The organism is Bradyrhizobium sp. AZCC 2289, assembly GCF_036924615.1.
Taxonomy (GTDB): Bacteria; Pseudomonadota; Alphaproteobacteria; order Rhizobiales; family Xanthobacteraceae; genus Bradyrhizobium.
This window is the reverse complement of the sequence record NZ_JAZHRY010000001.1, coordinates 2,108,847-2,121,750: the sequence shown is the minus strand read 5'-3', so window position 1 is coordinate 2,121,750 and position 12,904 is coordinate 2,108,847. Positions and strand designations below refer to the sequence as shown.

Annotated in this window: 11 protein-coding genes; 6 read left to right on the top strand and 5 right to left on the bottom strand. The window is 63.1% G+C overall.

The features are described 5' to 3' along the window. Nucleotide 1 precedes the first annotated feature (1 nt). A complete protein-coding gene (locus tag V1289_RS10375) occupies nt 2–772 on the bottom strand; it encodes an NYN domain-containing protein (RefSeq protein ID WP_334396854.1) in 771 nt (256 codons plus the stop codon). A 106-nt stretch (nt 773–878) separates the two neighbouring features. After that, on the bottom strand, nt 879–3,575 hold the full coding sequence (locus V1289_RS10370; RefSeq protein WP_334396853.1) for an ATP-dependent helicase: 2,697 nt from the start codon (nt 3,573–3,575) through the stop codon (nt 879–881). 284 nt (nt 3,576–3,859) lie between these two features. Between V1289_RS10370 and V1289_RS10365 the strand changes: the two genes are divergently transcribed. Beyond that, complete coding sequence (locus tag V1289_RS10365; RefSeq protein WP_309178911.1) at nt 3,860–4,033, top strand: DUF1328 domain-containing protein; 174 nt, start codon at nt 3,860–3,862, stop codon at nt 4,031–4,033. Nucleotides 4,034–4,122: 89 nt separating this feature from the next. Here the strand turns inward: V1289_RS10365 and V1289_RS10360 are convergent, their stop codons facing one another. Then, the gene (locus tag V1289_RS10360) at nt 4,123–4,608 is read right to left on the bottom strand and encodes a thioesterase family protein (protein ID WP_334407383.1); all 486 of its coding nucleotides are present in this window, start codon (nt 4,606–4,608) and stop codon (nt 4,123–4,125) included. A 132-nt stretch (nt 4,609–4,740) separates the two neighbouring features. On the opposite strand from V1289_RS10360, the gene V1289_RS10355 reads away from it, so the two are divergent. Beyond that, nucleotides 4,741–6,159, top strand: coding sequence for an FAD-binding oxidoreductase (locus V1289_RS10355; RefSeq protein ID WP_334396851.1), 1,419 nt, complete (start codon nt 4,741–4,743; stop codon nt 6,157–6,159). A gap of 20 nt (nt 6,160–6,179) precedes the next feature. Here the strand turns inward: V1289_RS10355 and V1289_RS10350 are convergent, their stop codons facing one another. Continuing rightward, nucleotides 6,180–6,647, bottom strand: a complete 468-nt coding sequence (locus tag V1289_RS10350) for a hypothetical protein (RefSeq protein ID WP_334396850.1) — start codon at nt 6,645–6,647, stop codon at nt 6,180–6,182. A gap of 42 nt (nt 6,648–6,689) precedes the next feature. Between V1289_RS10350 and V1289_RS10345 the strand changes: the two genes are divergently transcribed. The 4 genes from V1289_RS10345 to V1289_RS10330 all read left to right on the top strand — a co-directional run bounded on the left by V1289_RS10345 (nt 6,690) and on the right by V1289_RS10330 (nt 11,164). Continuing rightward, nucleotides 6,690–7,724, top strand: coding sequence for a Spy/CpxP family protein refolding chaperone (locus V1289_RS10345; protein ID WP_334396849.1), 1,035 nt, complete (start codon nt 6,690–6,692; stop codon nt 7,722–7,724). Nucleotides 7,725–7,846: 122 nt separating this feature from the next. Next, nucleotides 7,847–8,344, top strand: coding sequence for a hypothetical protein (locus V1289_RS10340; RefSeq protein WP_334396848.1), 498 nt, complete (start codon nt 7,847–7,849; stop codon nt 8,342–8,344). A 194-nt stretch (nt 8,345–8,538) separates the two neighbouring features. Next, nucleotides 8,539–9,852, top strand: a complete 1,314-nt coding sequence (locus tag V1289_RS10335) for an MFS family transporter (protein ID WP_334396847.1) — start codon at nt 8,539–8,541, stop codon at nt 9,850–9,852. 205 nt (nt 9,853–10,057) lie between these two features. After that, a complete protein-coding gene (locus V1289_RS10330; RefSeq protein ID WP_334396846.1) occupies nt 10,058–11,164 on the top strand; it encodes a mandelate racemase/muconate lactonizing enzyme family protein in 1,107 nt (368 codons plus the stop codon). On the opposite strand, the gene V1289_RS10325 is transcribed toward V1289_RS10330, so the two are convergent. Further along, the gene (locus V1289_RS10325; RefSeq protein WP_334396845.1) at nt 11,159–12,853 is read right to left on the bottom strand and encodes a SulP family inorganic anion transporter; all 1,695 of its coding nucleotides are present in this window, start codon (nt 12,851–12,853) and stop codon (nt 11,159–11,161) included. The genes V1289_RS10330 and V1289_RS10325 overlap by 6 nt on opposite strands. Nucleotides 12,854–12,904: the final 51 nt, after the last annotated feature.

Here is a 12,904-nt window from a genome sequence, read left to right as displayed (position 1 = left end):
GTCACGTCGGAGCAGTTTTTCCGGGAGTCTTCGATCCTGCAGGCGATTCGGTCGCAGGCTTTATGCGAATGCGCATCAAGCCGCCTTTCGGTCGCTCGATCTCGAATGAATTCGTCTTTCGCACCAGGTCGCTCAGCTTTCGAAAGCCGAAGGTTCTGGGATCAAAATCAGAGGCGAGGTTGGAAAGCCGCCCTCCGACTTCTCCCAGAGGAACCCAGCCGTCCTCGCTCTCCATCTGTTCAATCACCTTCTTGATGATGGGCGCCGCCGAGCTAACGGGCTGGAGAGGCTCCGGCGTTGGCACGGCATCCCTGTTGTTGTTCGTCGCGCCGGGGAGCAGATTCTCGGTGTACACGAATTTTCGACAGGCCTGCCGAAAGCTCTCCGGGGTTTTCTGCTCGCCAAACCCGAAGACATCAACGCCTTGCTCGCGGATACGGGCGGCGAGGCGGGTAAAATCGCTGTCCGACGAAACAAGACAAAATCCGTCGAACCGGCCGCTATGCAGCAGGTCCATTGCATCGATGACCAGCGTGATGTCGGATGCATTCTTTCCGGTCGTATAGGAAAACTGCTGTTGCGGTATGATGGCGTATCTGGACAGTTTTTCCGCCCAGCTCTTCGAGCGAGGATCGGAGAAATCGCCGTAAATGCGACGGACGCTTGCCTCGCCTATCTTCGCGATCTCCTCGAACAGTCCATCCACGATCTTTGCGGAAGCATTATCGGCGTCGATCAGAACAGCGAGGCGAGGCGGGCGTTCGGAAGGCATGATGTATCCCCTAAATGGCTATGACCTGGGATCAATTCCGGGAGCCGATCATTGCGTCGAAATCAGCAATTTCGCCCGACGGCGTTCAGTGACCGCCACTTCTGGCTTACGCCCGCTCCACGAAACTATCGACCACCTTCTTCTCGCCGGCCTTCTCGAAGGCGATGGTGAGCTTGTTGCCGTCGACCTTCACCACGTTGCCGTAGCCGAATTTCTGGTGAAACACGCGGTCGTCGAGCGAGAATTCGGAATTCGTACCGGTGGATTTCGCCACCAGTTCGCCTTCGATCACCATCGGGCCGCGCTTGTTGCGCGAGAAGCCGCCGCCCGCTTCGTTGCGCGAGTAGGCATCGCTGCGCGAGCCTGAGGCATCGCTGCGCGAGCCTGAGAAAGACGACTGGCTTTCCTCAAAACCGCCGCGGTCCGACCCGCCGCGGTTCTGGTTGCGGGCGCGGTTGGCCTGGGCGCGCTGCCAGCCCGGCGTCGTATAGCTGGAGCCGAAGGACTCGACGTTGTCGAAGCGCGAGGGGCCGTAGCCGCCGGAGCCGCCCCAGCCGGAGCCCCCCTTGGATTCCGTGATCTCGACATTCGGCGCCGGCAATTCATCGAGGAAGCGCGACGGGATCGTGGTCGACCAGGTGCCGTGAATGCGCCGGTTGGTGGCGAAATAGAGCTTGGCGCGGCGGCGCGCGCGCGTCAGCCCGACATGGGCCAGACGACGTTCTTCCTCGAGGCCGGCGCGGCCCTGTTCGTCGAGCGTGCGCTGGCTTGGAAACAGGCCTTCCTCCCAGCCCGGCAGGAATACATTGTCGAATTCCAGCCCCTTGGCGGAATGCAGCGTCATCAGCGACACGGCCTCGTCGTCGGCGCCGCCGTCGCGGTCCATCACCAGCGAGATATGTTCGAGGAAACCCTGCAGGTTCTCGAACTCCTCCATCGAGCGCACCAGTTCCTTGAGGTTTTCCAGCCGGCCGGCGGCGTCGGCGGAACGGTCCTTCTGCCACATCTCGGTGTAACCGCTCTCGTCGAGCACGATTTCGGCCAGTTCCGTATGCGAGGTCACCTCGCGCCGGGCGCGCCAGCGGTCGAAATGCAGGATCAGGTCGCGCAGGCTCCCGCGCGCCTTCGGTTTCAGTTCGTCGGTCTCGACCACGGCGCGCGCCGCCTCGAACAGGGGAATGCGGCGCTTGCGGGCGTGGTCGTGCAGCATCTGCACGGTGGCGTCGCCAAGGCCGCGCTTCGGCACGTTGACGATGCGCTCGAAGGCGAGATCGTCGGCCGGCGAATTGATCACGCGCAGATACGCCAGCGCGTCGCGGATTTCGGCGCGCTCATAGAACCTGGGGCCGCCGATCACGCGATAGGGCAGGCCGAGCGTGACAAAGCGGTCTTCGAACTCGCGCATCTGGAACGAGGCCCGCACCAGGATCGCGACCTCGTTGAGGTTCTCACCTGATCGCTGCAGCTCCTCGATCTCCTCGCCGATGGCGCGGGCTTCCTCTTCCGAATCCCAGGAGCCGGTGACGGTGACCTTTTCGCCGTCGACGTCCTCGGTGCGCAGCGTCTTGCCGAGCCGGCCTTCGTTGTGCGCGATCAGATGCGAGGCGGCGGCGAGGATGTGGCCGGTGGAGCGGTAATTGCGCTCCAGCCGGATCACTTTGGCGCCGGGAAAATCGTGCTCGAAGCGCAGGATGTTGTCGACCTCGGCGCCGCGCCAGCCATAGATCGACTGGTCGTCGTCGCCGACGCAGCAGATGTTTTTGAGCGGCGAGGAGGGTGCCAGCCCGGGATGCGCGCCGATCTCCCTCGCCCCGCTTGCGGGGAGAGGGTCTTCCGTCATTCCGGGATGGTCCGAAGGACCGGACCCGGAATCTCGAGATGAGTCCTCATTATATTGAGATTCCGGGTTCGCATCTTCGATGCGCCCCGGAATGACCGGAGAATCCGAGTGCCCCGGAATGACCGCAGAAAGAGGCGCGCCCGGCTTGCTCGCCGCCTGCGACAGCAGCCTGAGCCACAGATATTGCGCGACGTTGGTGTCCTGATATTCGTCGACCAGGATGAACTTGAACCGGTTCTGGTATTGCCGGAGCACATCGGGATGTTCGCGGAATAGCCGGATGTTCTCCAGCAGCAGATCGCCGAAATCGGCGGCGTTGAGGATTTTCAGCCGTTCCTGATAGCTGGCGTAGAGCTTGCCGCCCTTGCCGTTGCCGAACACGGCGGCCTCGCCTGCCGGCACCTGCGACGGCGTCAGCCCGCGATTCTTCCAGCCGTCGATCAATCCGGCCATCATGCGCGCCGGCCAGCGCTTGTCGTCAATATTCTCGGCCTGCAGCAACTGCTTCAAGAGCCGGACCTGATCGTCGACATCGAGCACGGTGAAGTTGGATTTGAGCTGCACCAGTTCGGCGTGGATGCGCAGGATGCGGCCGCCGATCGAGTGGAAGGTGCCGAGCCACGGCATGCCCTCGACGGCCTGGCCAAGCATCTGGCCGAGCCGCAGCTTCATCTCGCGCGCCGCCTTGTTGGTGAAGGTCACCGACAGGATTTCGTGCGGCCGGGCCCGGCCCTGGCTCAGGATATGGGCGATCCTCGTGGTCAGCACGCGCGTTTTGCCAGTGCCGGCACCGGCCAGCACCAGCACGGGGCCGTCCAGGGTCTCTACCGCGTCGCGCTGCTCGGGATTGAGGCCGGTGAGATATTGCGGGGCCGCCGAGGCCCGCGCACGCGCGGCGATGCCGCCAGCGGCAGGCTGGTGCTCGGGAACGCCGTGATGGGGCAACTTGCTCGGCTCGGTCATTGCGAATCGTCTTGTCCCCACGATGGCACCATGGGGCGGTGAAGGGGAGCCTTCTTAGCAGGGATTAAGGGCCATATAGGGTCTCTTCGGCCGTTTTGACAGGTTTTATCCCGCAGCATCGGCAGGTTGGTTTTCGCGACCCAAGCGCGACTTTGTTCCTCGAAAATCCGAAAATTTCCCGGTTTAGCGGCCAGGAACCAGCATTCTCCGGCCGGATTGTTTCTGCAGTCGCGGCGCGGCGTTCTCAGCCGTGTCGATTGAGGCAGAAAACAGAGGATCGGATCATGCTGAGTTGGGTCGTTACGTTTCTGATCGTGGCGTTGATCGCAGGCATTCTGGGCTTCGGTGGTGTCGCCGGCGTCTCCATCGAAATCGCCAAGACGATCTTCTTCATCGCCGTCATCCTGTTCCTGGTGTCGGCGGTAGTTGGGCTGGCACGCGGACGCACGCGGGTCTAGCCGGACAGGATTGTTATTTGGCGCATGATCTCTGGACAAACGAAGTCGTTTGTCCGGGAAAACCGGCTTCCACTTTTCCGGATCATGCGCTACTTCGAGGGCATCGCCACTTTCCGGCCGATGCCCTCGGGGCGCGGCACGGCCGCATGCGAATTGACTACCGCCTCGATGCGGGCGCGGATGTCTGATGGAAACGGCGCGGTCTTGCGTGCATTCATGTCGATATGGATCGTCATGTTTTCCGAGGTGGCGGAGAGCCAGCCCTCGGTGGCGTGACGCAGTTCCTCGAACGTATGGATCCGCTTTTCGTCGGAGGCGAGCAGATAGACCGAAATCTGCACGGGATCGCCGAGGTGGATCTCGCGCAAATAACGAACATGGCATTCGGCGGTGAAGGTCGAGCCGTGGCGTTCCTTCATGTAGCCGGGGCCGATCCCGAGCTGCAGCCACATCTGGTCGATCGCGCGGTCCATCATGACGTTGTAATAGGCCATGTTGAGATGGCCGTTATAGTCGATCCATTGCGGTTCGATCTGCATCACCGAGGATAGAAACGGCGCAGGCGGCAGCGGCATATCCCGGACATCCTTGATAGTATCCTTGGCGTCGGCAACGGTCGTCATCGCGCATCCCTGTTTGTTCGATCTGGTCTCTTGACCCCTTATATATCCTTTGCCACGGTCGTCTAAAGCCGGGAGGAATTTGGCGTGGCGACAACAAGATTGGACAATTTGCAACGACCGGAGCCGCAGGCGCTGGCCAGCGCCATTGAGGCGCTCGCGGCGCGGTTCGGCAACCGGCTGATCACCTCGCAGGCGGTGCGCGAACAGCACGCCCATACCACCACCTGGCTGCCGTCGCAGCCGCCGGACGCGGTGGTGATGGCGCAGGAAACGCCTGACATCCAGGACGTGGTGCGGATCTGCGCTCAATTTGGCGTGCCCGTGATCGCGTTCGGCACCGGCACCTCGCTGGAGGGCCAGGTCAATGCCCCCGCCGGCGGCATCTGCATCGACCTGCACGACATGAACAAGGTGCTCGAAGTCCACGCCGACGATCTCGACTGCGTGATCCAGCCCGGCGTCACCCGCAAGGCGCTGAACGAGCATCTGCGCGACCAGGGCATGTTCTTCCCGATCGATCCCGGCGCCGACGCCTCGCTCGGCGGCATGGCCTCCACGCGGGCGTCCGGCACCAATGCGGTGCGCTACGGCACCATGCGCGACAATGTGCTGGCGCTCAAAGTGGTGCGCGGCGACGGCGAGATCATCACGACAGGCACGCGGGCGAAAAAGTCCTCCGCCGGCTATGATTTGACGCATCTGTTTGTCGGCGCCGAGGGCACGCTCGGCATCATCTCCGAACTCACCATCAAGCTGCGCGGCATTCCCGAAACCATCGCCGCCGCCGCCTGTTCGTTCGAGACCGTGCGCGGCGCCTGCCAGGCGACGATTCTGGCGATCCAGACCGGCATTCCGGTGGCGCGCATCGAACTGCTCAACGCCGAGCAGGTCAGGGCCTGCAATTCCTATTCGAAGCTGACGCTGCCGGAGACGCCGCTGCTGCTGCTGGAATTCCACGGCAGCGAAAACGAGGTCGCCGAGCAATCGAAGAATTTCAAGGAGATAGCCGGCGAATGCGGCGGCGGCGATTTCACCTGGACCACCAAGCCCGAGGACCGAACGAAACTCTGGCAGGCGCGGCACGACGCCTATTGGTCGGTGAAGGCGCTGCGTCCCGGCGCCGGCGTGGTCGCGACCGACGTCTGCGTTCCGATCTCGCGGCTGGCCGATTGCGTCACCGAGACCGAGGACGATCTGAAGCGGCTCAATCTCCTGTCGCCGATCGTCGGCCATGTCGGCGACGGCAATTTCCACTGCTCGCTGGTTTGCGACGTCGACAACCCGCAGGAGATGGCGCGCGGCGAGGAATTCATGCACCGGCTGGTCGAGCGCGCGCAGGCGATGGGCGGCACCTGCACCGGCGAGCACGGTATCGGGCAGGGCAAGCAGAAATATCTGAAAGCCGAACTCGGCCCCGAGGCGATCGACGCCATGCGCGCGCTGAAGGCAGCGCTCGATCCGCAGAACATCTTCAATCCCGGAAAGATCGTGCCGGCGGTCTAGCATCTCGTCTTTCCGGCGTGTCAGTCCGCCCTCTTCCCGTAGGCGCGCGCTGGCTCCGCGAACGGAACTTTTGCTTCCTTTCGGCGTCTTTCCAGTGCCGCAGCATCCGCGGCGTGGTGCAGGAGGGTGCCATGTCTAAATCGGCCATCGGAATTGCGGTCCTTGTCGTGGCGGCGCTGCTGTCGGGCGCGGCTCTCGGCAGGGGCGGCGGCGGAGGTCACGGCGGCGGTGGAGGCGGAGGTCACGGCGGTGGCGGCCACGGAGGTGGCGGCCATTTCGGCGGCGGCCATTTCGGTGGTGGAGGCCATGGCCATTTCGGTGGTGGCGGCCATGGCCATTTCGGCGGTGGAGGCCATGGCTTCGGCCACGCGCATTTTGGCGGTGGGCACCATGGCGGTGGAAGGTTCGCAATATCCCACTCGTTTTCGCACGGGGGTTTTCACGGCAATCGCTCGTTTGCCGGACACGGCGGAGCGAATTTCAGCCATATCCGAAACGCCGCGGTCGCATCGGGAGGCGCCCGCAACGCGATGAACTCGCTGTCGCACGCCGGTGGATTGCGCAACGGGCGCCTGCTCAGCAATCCCGCGGCACGCGCGCAGGTCGCCGCCGGTCTCGCCATGGCGGGCTGGCACGGCAGCGGCGCCAGCGGGTGGTGGCAACACGGCAGCGGCGGATACGGATGGGTTGGTCCGCTGTTCTGGCCGTTCGCCTATTTCGACATCTATGACTATGCGATCTGGGGAGACGGCTTCGGCTTCTGGGACTACGGCTACCCCGACATTTACGCCGGAATATTTGCGCCCTACGGCTATGATGATCTGGCAGGCTATCTGGCACCGCGCCCGTCCGGGCGACGGCACGCCAGGGTCGCCCCGTTAGCAGAGATGTGCGGTGACGACAGCCGCGATATCGCCGGCCTTCCGATCGTCCAGATCGAGACGGCGATTCAGCCGACCGAAGCGCAAGGTGCGGCACTCGACGAACTCGGCAACGCATCGATCTCGGCCGCCCAGACCATTCGTGCGGCATGCCCGACGCAGATCATACTGACGGCGCCGGGGCGGCTTGCGGTCATGCAGCAGCGCATCGAGGCGATGATGTCAGCGGTCGCCGCCGTGCAGCCGCCGCTGGAGAAGTTCCATGCTCTGCTGAACGACGAGCAGAAAGCCCGGCTCAATGCGCTCGCTGACGATCAGCGCAGGACCGCCGCGGCCAACCATGCCGGAGCGCCGCTGGTTCCAAGCTGTGGCGCCGCGCAGCCTTCCGGCGTGGAATGGCCGGCCAGCGAGATCGAGGCCAGGTTGCACCCGAACGACACCCAGCGCGCCAGTCTTGCCGCGCTGCAGGATGCCGGTGCCAAGGCCGCCCAAATGCTGAAGGCGGCTTGCCGGACGGACGACGCAATGACGCCACCGGCACGGCTCACCGCGATCGACAAGCGGCTCGATACCATGCTGCAGGCCGTCAAATCGGTGCGTACCGCGCTTGAGAATTTTTACGCCACGCTGAGCGACGAGCAAAAGGCGCAGTTCGAGGCAATCGGACCACGGCGGTCGGCGTAGCCCAAACCGGCTCGCAATCATCAAGGCTGGCGGCAGAAACCCGCACCAGGCGGCGCATCGGCTTTGCCTGAGGATTTTCCAGCCTCTGTTGCCGGAATGTCACCACCGGCGGATTTCCCGGGATGAAAATGCCGCCGTCGGGTCATGTCGTCCGTTTTTGCGGAGCGCACCGGCCGCAGATTCCATATGTCGATTTTATTTTTAAAGACTTAGCAATGCGATGGTTCAACAAGCGTAAGCCTGAGGACGTCTGGAACGAAGCCATTCAGTGGCCGATCGGCGATATCGAGGCTGCCCACCGGATACGCGACATCTGCCGTTCTGCCGCCGATAGCGCCGAAAGGGTCGGTCGTCTGACCGACGGTGTGGTCTCCAGGAAGAAATCGGATGGCCATAAAAACAACGATGCATCCGAACGCTACCAACGCGCCGCCAGGATCGCGATGGAAATCGCCCTCAAGATGTCCGACGACTTGCTGCGCGATTCCGCCGTGCGCGAGATTCTGCGCCTGTGCCTGAAGGCGGACGATACCAGGACGGCGCAGATCTTGTTTCGCGCGATTCAGACGGCATCCATCCGGGGCGATGTACTGAACGAGCATCCGGCGTTGCGGCCGTGAAGTTGCGTGCCGGGCCACCCTGACGACGCGGTTCCAGCATGACTATTCTATCGCCGCGCCCGTATTCGGAAAATTCATCTTCAGTGACGCAAAAGGATTTTTGACACCAACCCCAGGACCATTGTGAGGCTGATCATTGTGGGCTACTGGTCCCGAAAATAAGAAACAAAAAGCTTTGTGAGGGGAGATTTTCGATGACCAGCGACGCCGTGCTGGCGGATGGTCGTGCCGATCGCCGCCAAAGAATTTGGGCTATTTTCGGAAGTTCATCCGGCAATCTCGTCGAATGGTTCGATTTCTATGCCTACGCATTCACAGCGCTTTATTTTGCGCCGGCGTTCTTTCCAAAGGGTAATCAAACCACTCAGCTTTTGCAGACCGCAGCGGTGTTCGCGATTGGCTTTCTGATGCGGCCGATCGGGGGCTATGTCTTCGGTTTCGTCGCCGACAAGTACGGCCGCAAGAACTCGATGATGATCTCGGTGCTAATGATGTGCGCGGGGTCACTCGCCATAGCCATACTGCCGACCTATGCGAGCATCGGAGCCGCGGCGCCCGTGCTTCTGCTGATCGCGCGCATGGTACAAGGGCTGTCGGTCGGCGGCGAATACGGCACCAGCGCCACTTACATGAGCGAGGTGGCGCTGCCGGGCAAGCGCGGCTTCTACGCGTCCTTTCAATACGTAACGCTGATAGGCGGACAGTTGCTTGCCTCACTGGTTGTCCTGATTGTTCAGCTGGCGCTGTCCGACACCGAACTGAGAGCTTGGGGATGGCGTATCCCGTTCTTCATCGGAGCTATCTTCGCGTTGGTCGCATTGTTCTTGCGGGCGTCGCTCACTGAGACGTCATCGGCTGAAACCCGCTCGCGCAAGGAAGCCGGCTCCTTGCGCGAAATCTTCAAGCACCACACCAGGGCTTTCCTGACGGTCCTCGGCTTCACCGCGGGCGGATCGCTGATCTTCTATACATTCACCACCTACATGCAGAAATATCTCATCAACACCGCGCATATGAACGACCGCACCGCGAACATAGTGATGACCGCGGTGCTGTTTACCTACATGATCCTGCAGCCACCGTTTGGTGCATTTTCGGACCGCTTCGGCCGCAAGACGTCAATGCTGTTGTTCAGCGGCCTGGCAACTGTTTGCACGGTGCCGCTCATGTACGCCATTGGCGATGTCAGGAGTCCCTACGCTGCGTACGGTTTGATCGTCCTGGCGCTCGCCATCGTGTCGTTCTACACGTCGATCAGCGGCCTGGTGAAAGCAGAAATGTTCCCGCCCGAGGTGCGCGCGATGAGCGTTGGCCTGGCTTACGCCCTTGCGAATGCGATCTTCGGCGGCTCTGCCGAATACGTCGCACTTTGGTTCAAGGACAGTGGAGCGGAAACCGACTTTTATTGGTATGTCACCTTTATGTGCGCCGTTGCCTTCGTTGCCTCGGTCGTGATGCCGAATCCAAAAATCAAAGGTTATCTGCAGGGCCAAGGAACCGAAACCTAGCGCGGCTATTGTTTTGCGCGATTCAGACGGCATCCATCCGGGGCGATGTACTGAACGAGCATCCGGCGTTGCGGCCGTGAGCCGCGGGGGAAGGGCCCCTGTTGCTCGTTCGGTGATGCGCCCGCCGGAAGTGGCCATCGGCAATTTCACATGGCTTGCCTCTGTCGTCCTGCGCTACCCTTCCAGGAAAAGGGAGGCGCGCGCCATGCTGATCACGAACGTCCGGGCACACCACGTCCGGATCCCCTACGATGCCGGGGTTGCCAGTTTCCGGCAGGGCGCGTCGGCCATCGCCGCGCTCGACATGATCCTGGTCGAGGTTTCGACCGATGCGGGACTAACCGGCTGGGGTGACGCGTTTGGCTATGTCAGCCCGCGAACGACGGCGACGGCGGTCGATGAGATGATCGCGCCGCAGGCCCGCGGCCTGGAGGTACCGGACGCCGAGGGCATCCCGGCCTTCATCGAGCGTATCCAGCGCAATCTGCATCTGTTCGGCCGTTACGGCATTACGATGTTTGCGATTTCCGGCCTCGATATCGCGCTGTGGGATCTGGCCGGGAAAATGCAGGGCGTGCCGCTGCACCGCCTGATCGGCGCGCGCAAGCGGGCGCGGATTCCCGGTTATGCGAGCCTGCTCCGGATCGGGACGCCCGAATCCGTGGCGGGCGAATGCGCAACCGCGCTGCGGCGCGGCTACACCGCGATCAAACTGCATGAGACGACGACGCCGGCCGTATTCGCGGCGCGGCAGGCGATCGGGGCCGGGATTCCGCTGATGGTCGACATGAACTGTCCGCTGGATGGAGAGGAAGCAATCGCGTTCGCGCAGGCTTGCCGCCCTGCCGCCCTCAAATGGCTGGAGGAGCCGGTGTGGCCGCCGGAGGATTTTGCGACCCTGGCCGACGTGCGCGCGAAGGGCGGGCTCGATATCGCCGCGGGCGAGAATGCCTGCACGGTCCATCAATTCCGCCAGATGATGCAGGCGGGCGCGGTGAGCTACGCGCAGCCGTCGGTCACCAAGGTCGGCGGCGTTACGGAATACCTGAAAGTTGTCGCGCTGGCCGATGAGATGGGCGTCAGGCTCGCGCCGCATTCCCCGTATTTCGGACCCGGCCTGCTGGCGACGCTGCAACTGCTGTCGCTGCGCGATGACGGCACCTTCGTCGAATTGTTTTATATGAACCGCGCCGCCTGCCTTTGGCGCGGCCGCGTCGATACCGGTGCCGACGGCACCATCGCGGTGCCGGAGGGGCCCGGACTGGGCTACGAGCCGGACAAGGAAGTCATGGAGCGGTATCGGGTCTCATGACGGGGACGCCAGCGTGCGGACGGCTTCATCGACGCTGCGGAAGATGTGCTCTCGCGGCAGCACATCGTACAGCTTGAAACGCTCGAACGCCTGTTGGGCCCGTGTCGATTCCAGCCGGGCGATGGCGACCGTGATGCCATCCTCGTGGCATTGCCTGATGAGATTGATCAATGTCTGCGCGGCGGTGAAGTCGATTTCGATGATGCCGGTGGCTTCCAGAACGAGCAGCTTTGGTTTTGGTGTCGCGGCATTGAGAACATGAAGCACGTCGGCGCTGAAACTTCCTGCGTTGAGGAACGACAGCGGCGCCTGCAGGCCGACGACGGCGACATCAGGATGGCGTTCGCCGGCGACGTGCTGACTTGCCGGCCACCAGATCGTGGTGCCGGGCACCTGTTCGAATTCGATCAGCCGCGCCCGCGTCGTGGTCCAGATGCCGTGCAGCAGCGACAGCCCGATCCCGACCGCGACGCCCTGTTCGATCGGCAGCACGATGATCGCGGCCGCGGTCGCGACGATCAGCAGGAATTCGCCGAACGACTGGCGATAGATCTGGACGATCTGCCGGAGGCGGATGATGCGCAGCGCCACGAACAGCAGCACGCCGCCGAGCGCCGCATCGGGAACGTGGCGCAACAGCGTGGCGCCGAACGCCAGCAGTGCCAGCACGATTGCCGCAGCGAACAGTCCGGATAGCTGCGACCGTCCGCCGGTCTCGGACACGATGCCGGTCCGCGGCGGGCTGGCGTTGACCGGAAACGCACCGAACAGGCCTGCCAAAATGCTGCCGGCGCCGGCGCCGAGAAAATCGCGATCGACGTCGGCGGGCTTGTCGGGGTCGGAAGGGAACGACCGCGTGGTCGCCGCCGTCTGCACCATCACGACGATTGCGATCAGCAGGCTCAGCGGAACGAGCTTCGCCCATTGCTGTGCAGCGATGTCCGGCAATGACGGCGTCGGCAGACTTGCCGGAACGGTGCCGACCACGTTGACGCCCTTGCTCTCGAGGCCGGCTGCGATCACGGCCGCGGTGGCTGCGACCAGTCCGATCAGCGCACCGGGAATTTTGGCGCTGATCGCCTCCGATCCGGCGACCACCGCAAGCACGCCGAAGCCGATCGCAACGGTATAGAAATTGGCATCGCCAAGATGCCGCGCCAGCACCCCGATCTTGTCGAGCATCGGTCCCTTCGGCGCTTCCAGCCCGAGCACGCCGGGCATCTGCGAGACCAGGATGTGCACGGAAATGCCGGCGAGAAAGCCGACCATCACCGGCGTCGACAGCAGATTGGCGATCCCGCCGAGCCGAAACAGGCCGCCGAGTACCAGGATCACGCCGACCATCAGTGCCAGTGCGACCGCGAGCGCCTGATAGTCGGGCGAGCCGCTTGCGGCCATCAACACGAGCCCACCGGCGAAGATCGGCGTGATCGTCGAATCGGCGCCGCACGACAGGAAGCGGTTGCTGCCGAGCATGGCAAAGCCGATCGATCCCGCGATGAAGGCGAAGAAGCCGATCTGCGGCGAGAAGCCGCCGAGGCGGGCGGTCGCCATCTGTTCGGGGATCGCGATCGCCGCCAGCGTCAGGCCCGCGATCAGGTCACCGGGCAGATAGCTCGGCTGGAACGAAGCCAGCGAGCGGAAGATCGGCCAGGCGTGATCGGGTTTATCGGCGGCTTCCGTGGCCATCGCTGCTTCGATCCCTCCGAACAAATGTCTTCGGGAATATTCCGCTATCGT

What these genes read in the sequence shown, in the direction of transcription:
- V1289_RS10365 (WP_309178911.1), top strand. Translation starts at nt 3,860, where the DNA reads ATGCTGAGTTGGGTCGTTACGTTTCTGATCGTGGCGTTGATCGCAGGC.
- V1289_RS10325 (WP_334396845.1), bottom strand. Translation starts at nt 12,853, where the DNA reads ATGGCCACGGAAGCCGCCGATAAACCCGATCACGCCTGGCCGATCTTC.
- V1289_RS10340 (WP_334396848.1), top strand. Translation starts at nt 7,847, where the DNA reads ATGAAAATGCCGCCGTCGGGTCATGTCGTCCGTTTTTGCGGAGCGCAC.
- V1289_RS10370 (WP_334396853.1), bottom strand. Translation starts at nt 3,575, where the DNA reads ATGACCGAGCCGAGCAAGTTGCCCCATCACGGCGTTCCCGAGCACCAG.
- V1289_RS10345 (WP_334396849.1), top strand. Translation starts at nt 6,690, where the DNA reads ATGAACTCGCTGTCGCACGCCGGTGGATTGCGCAACGGGCGCCTGCTC.
- V1289_RS10350 (WP_334396850.1), bottom strand. Translation starts at nt 6,647, where the DNA reads ATGGCTGAAATTCGCTCCGCCGTGTCCGGCAAACGAGCGATTGCCGTG.
- V1289_RS10375 (WP_334396854.1), bottom strand. Translation starts at nt 772, where the DNA reads ATGCCTTCCGAACGCCCGCCTCGCCTCGCTGTTCTGATCGACGCCGAT.
- V1289_RS10330 (WP_334396846.1), top strand. Translation starts at nt 10,058, where the DNA reads ATGCTGATCACGAACGTCCGGGCACACCACGTCCGGATCCCCTACGAT.
- V1289_RS10335 (WP_334396847.1), top strand. Translation starts at nt 8,539, where the DNA reads ATGACCAGCGACGCCGTGCTGGCGGATGGTCGTGCCGATCGCCGCCAA.
- V1289_RS10360 (WP_334407383.1), bottom strand. Translation starts at nt 4,608, where the DNA reads ATGCCGCTGCCGCCTGCGCCGTTTCTATCCTCGGTGATGCAGATCGAA.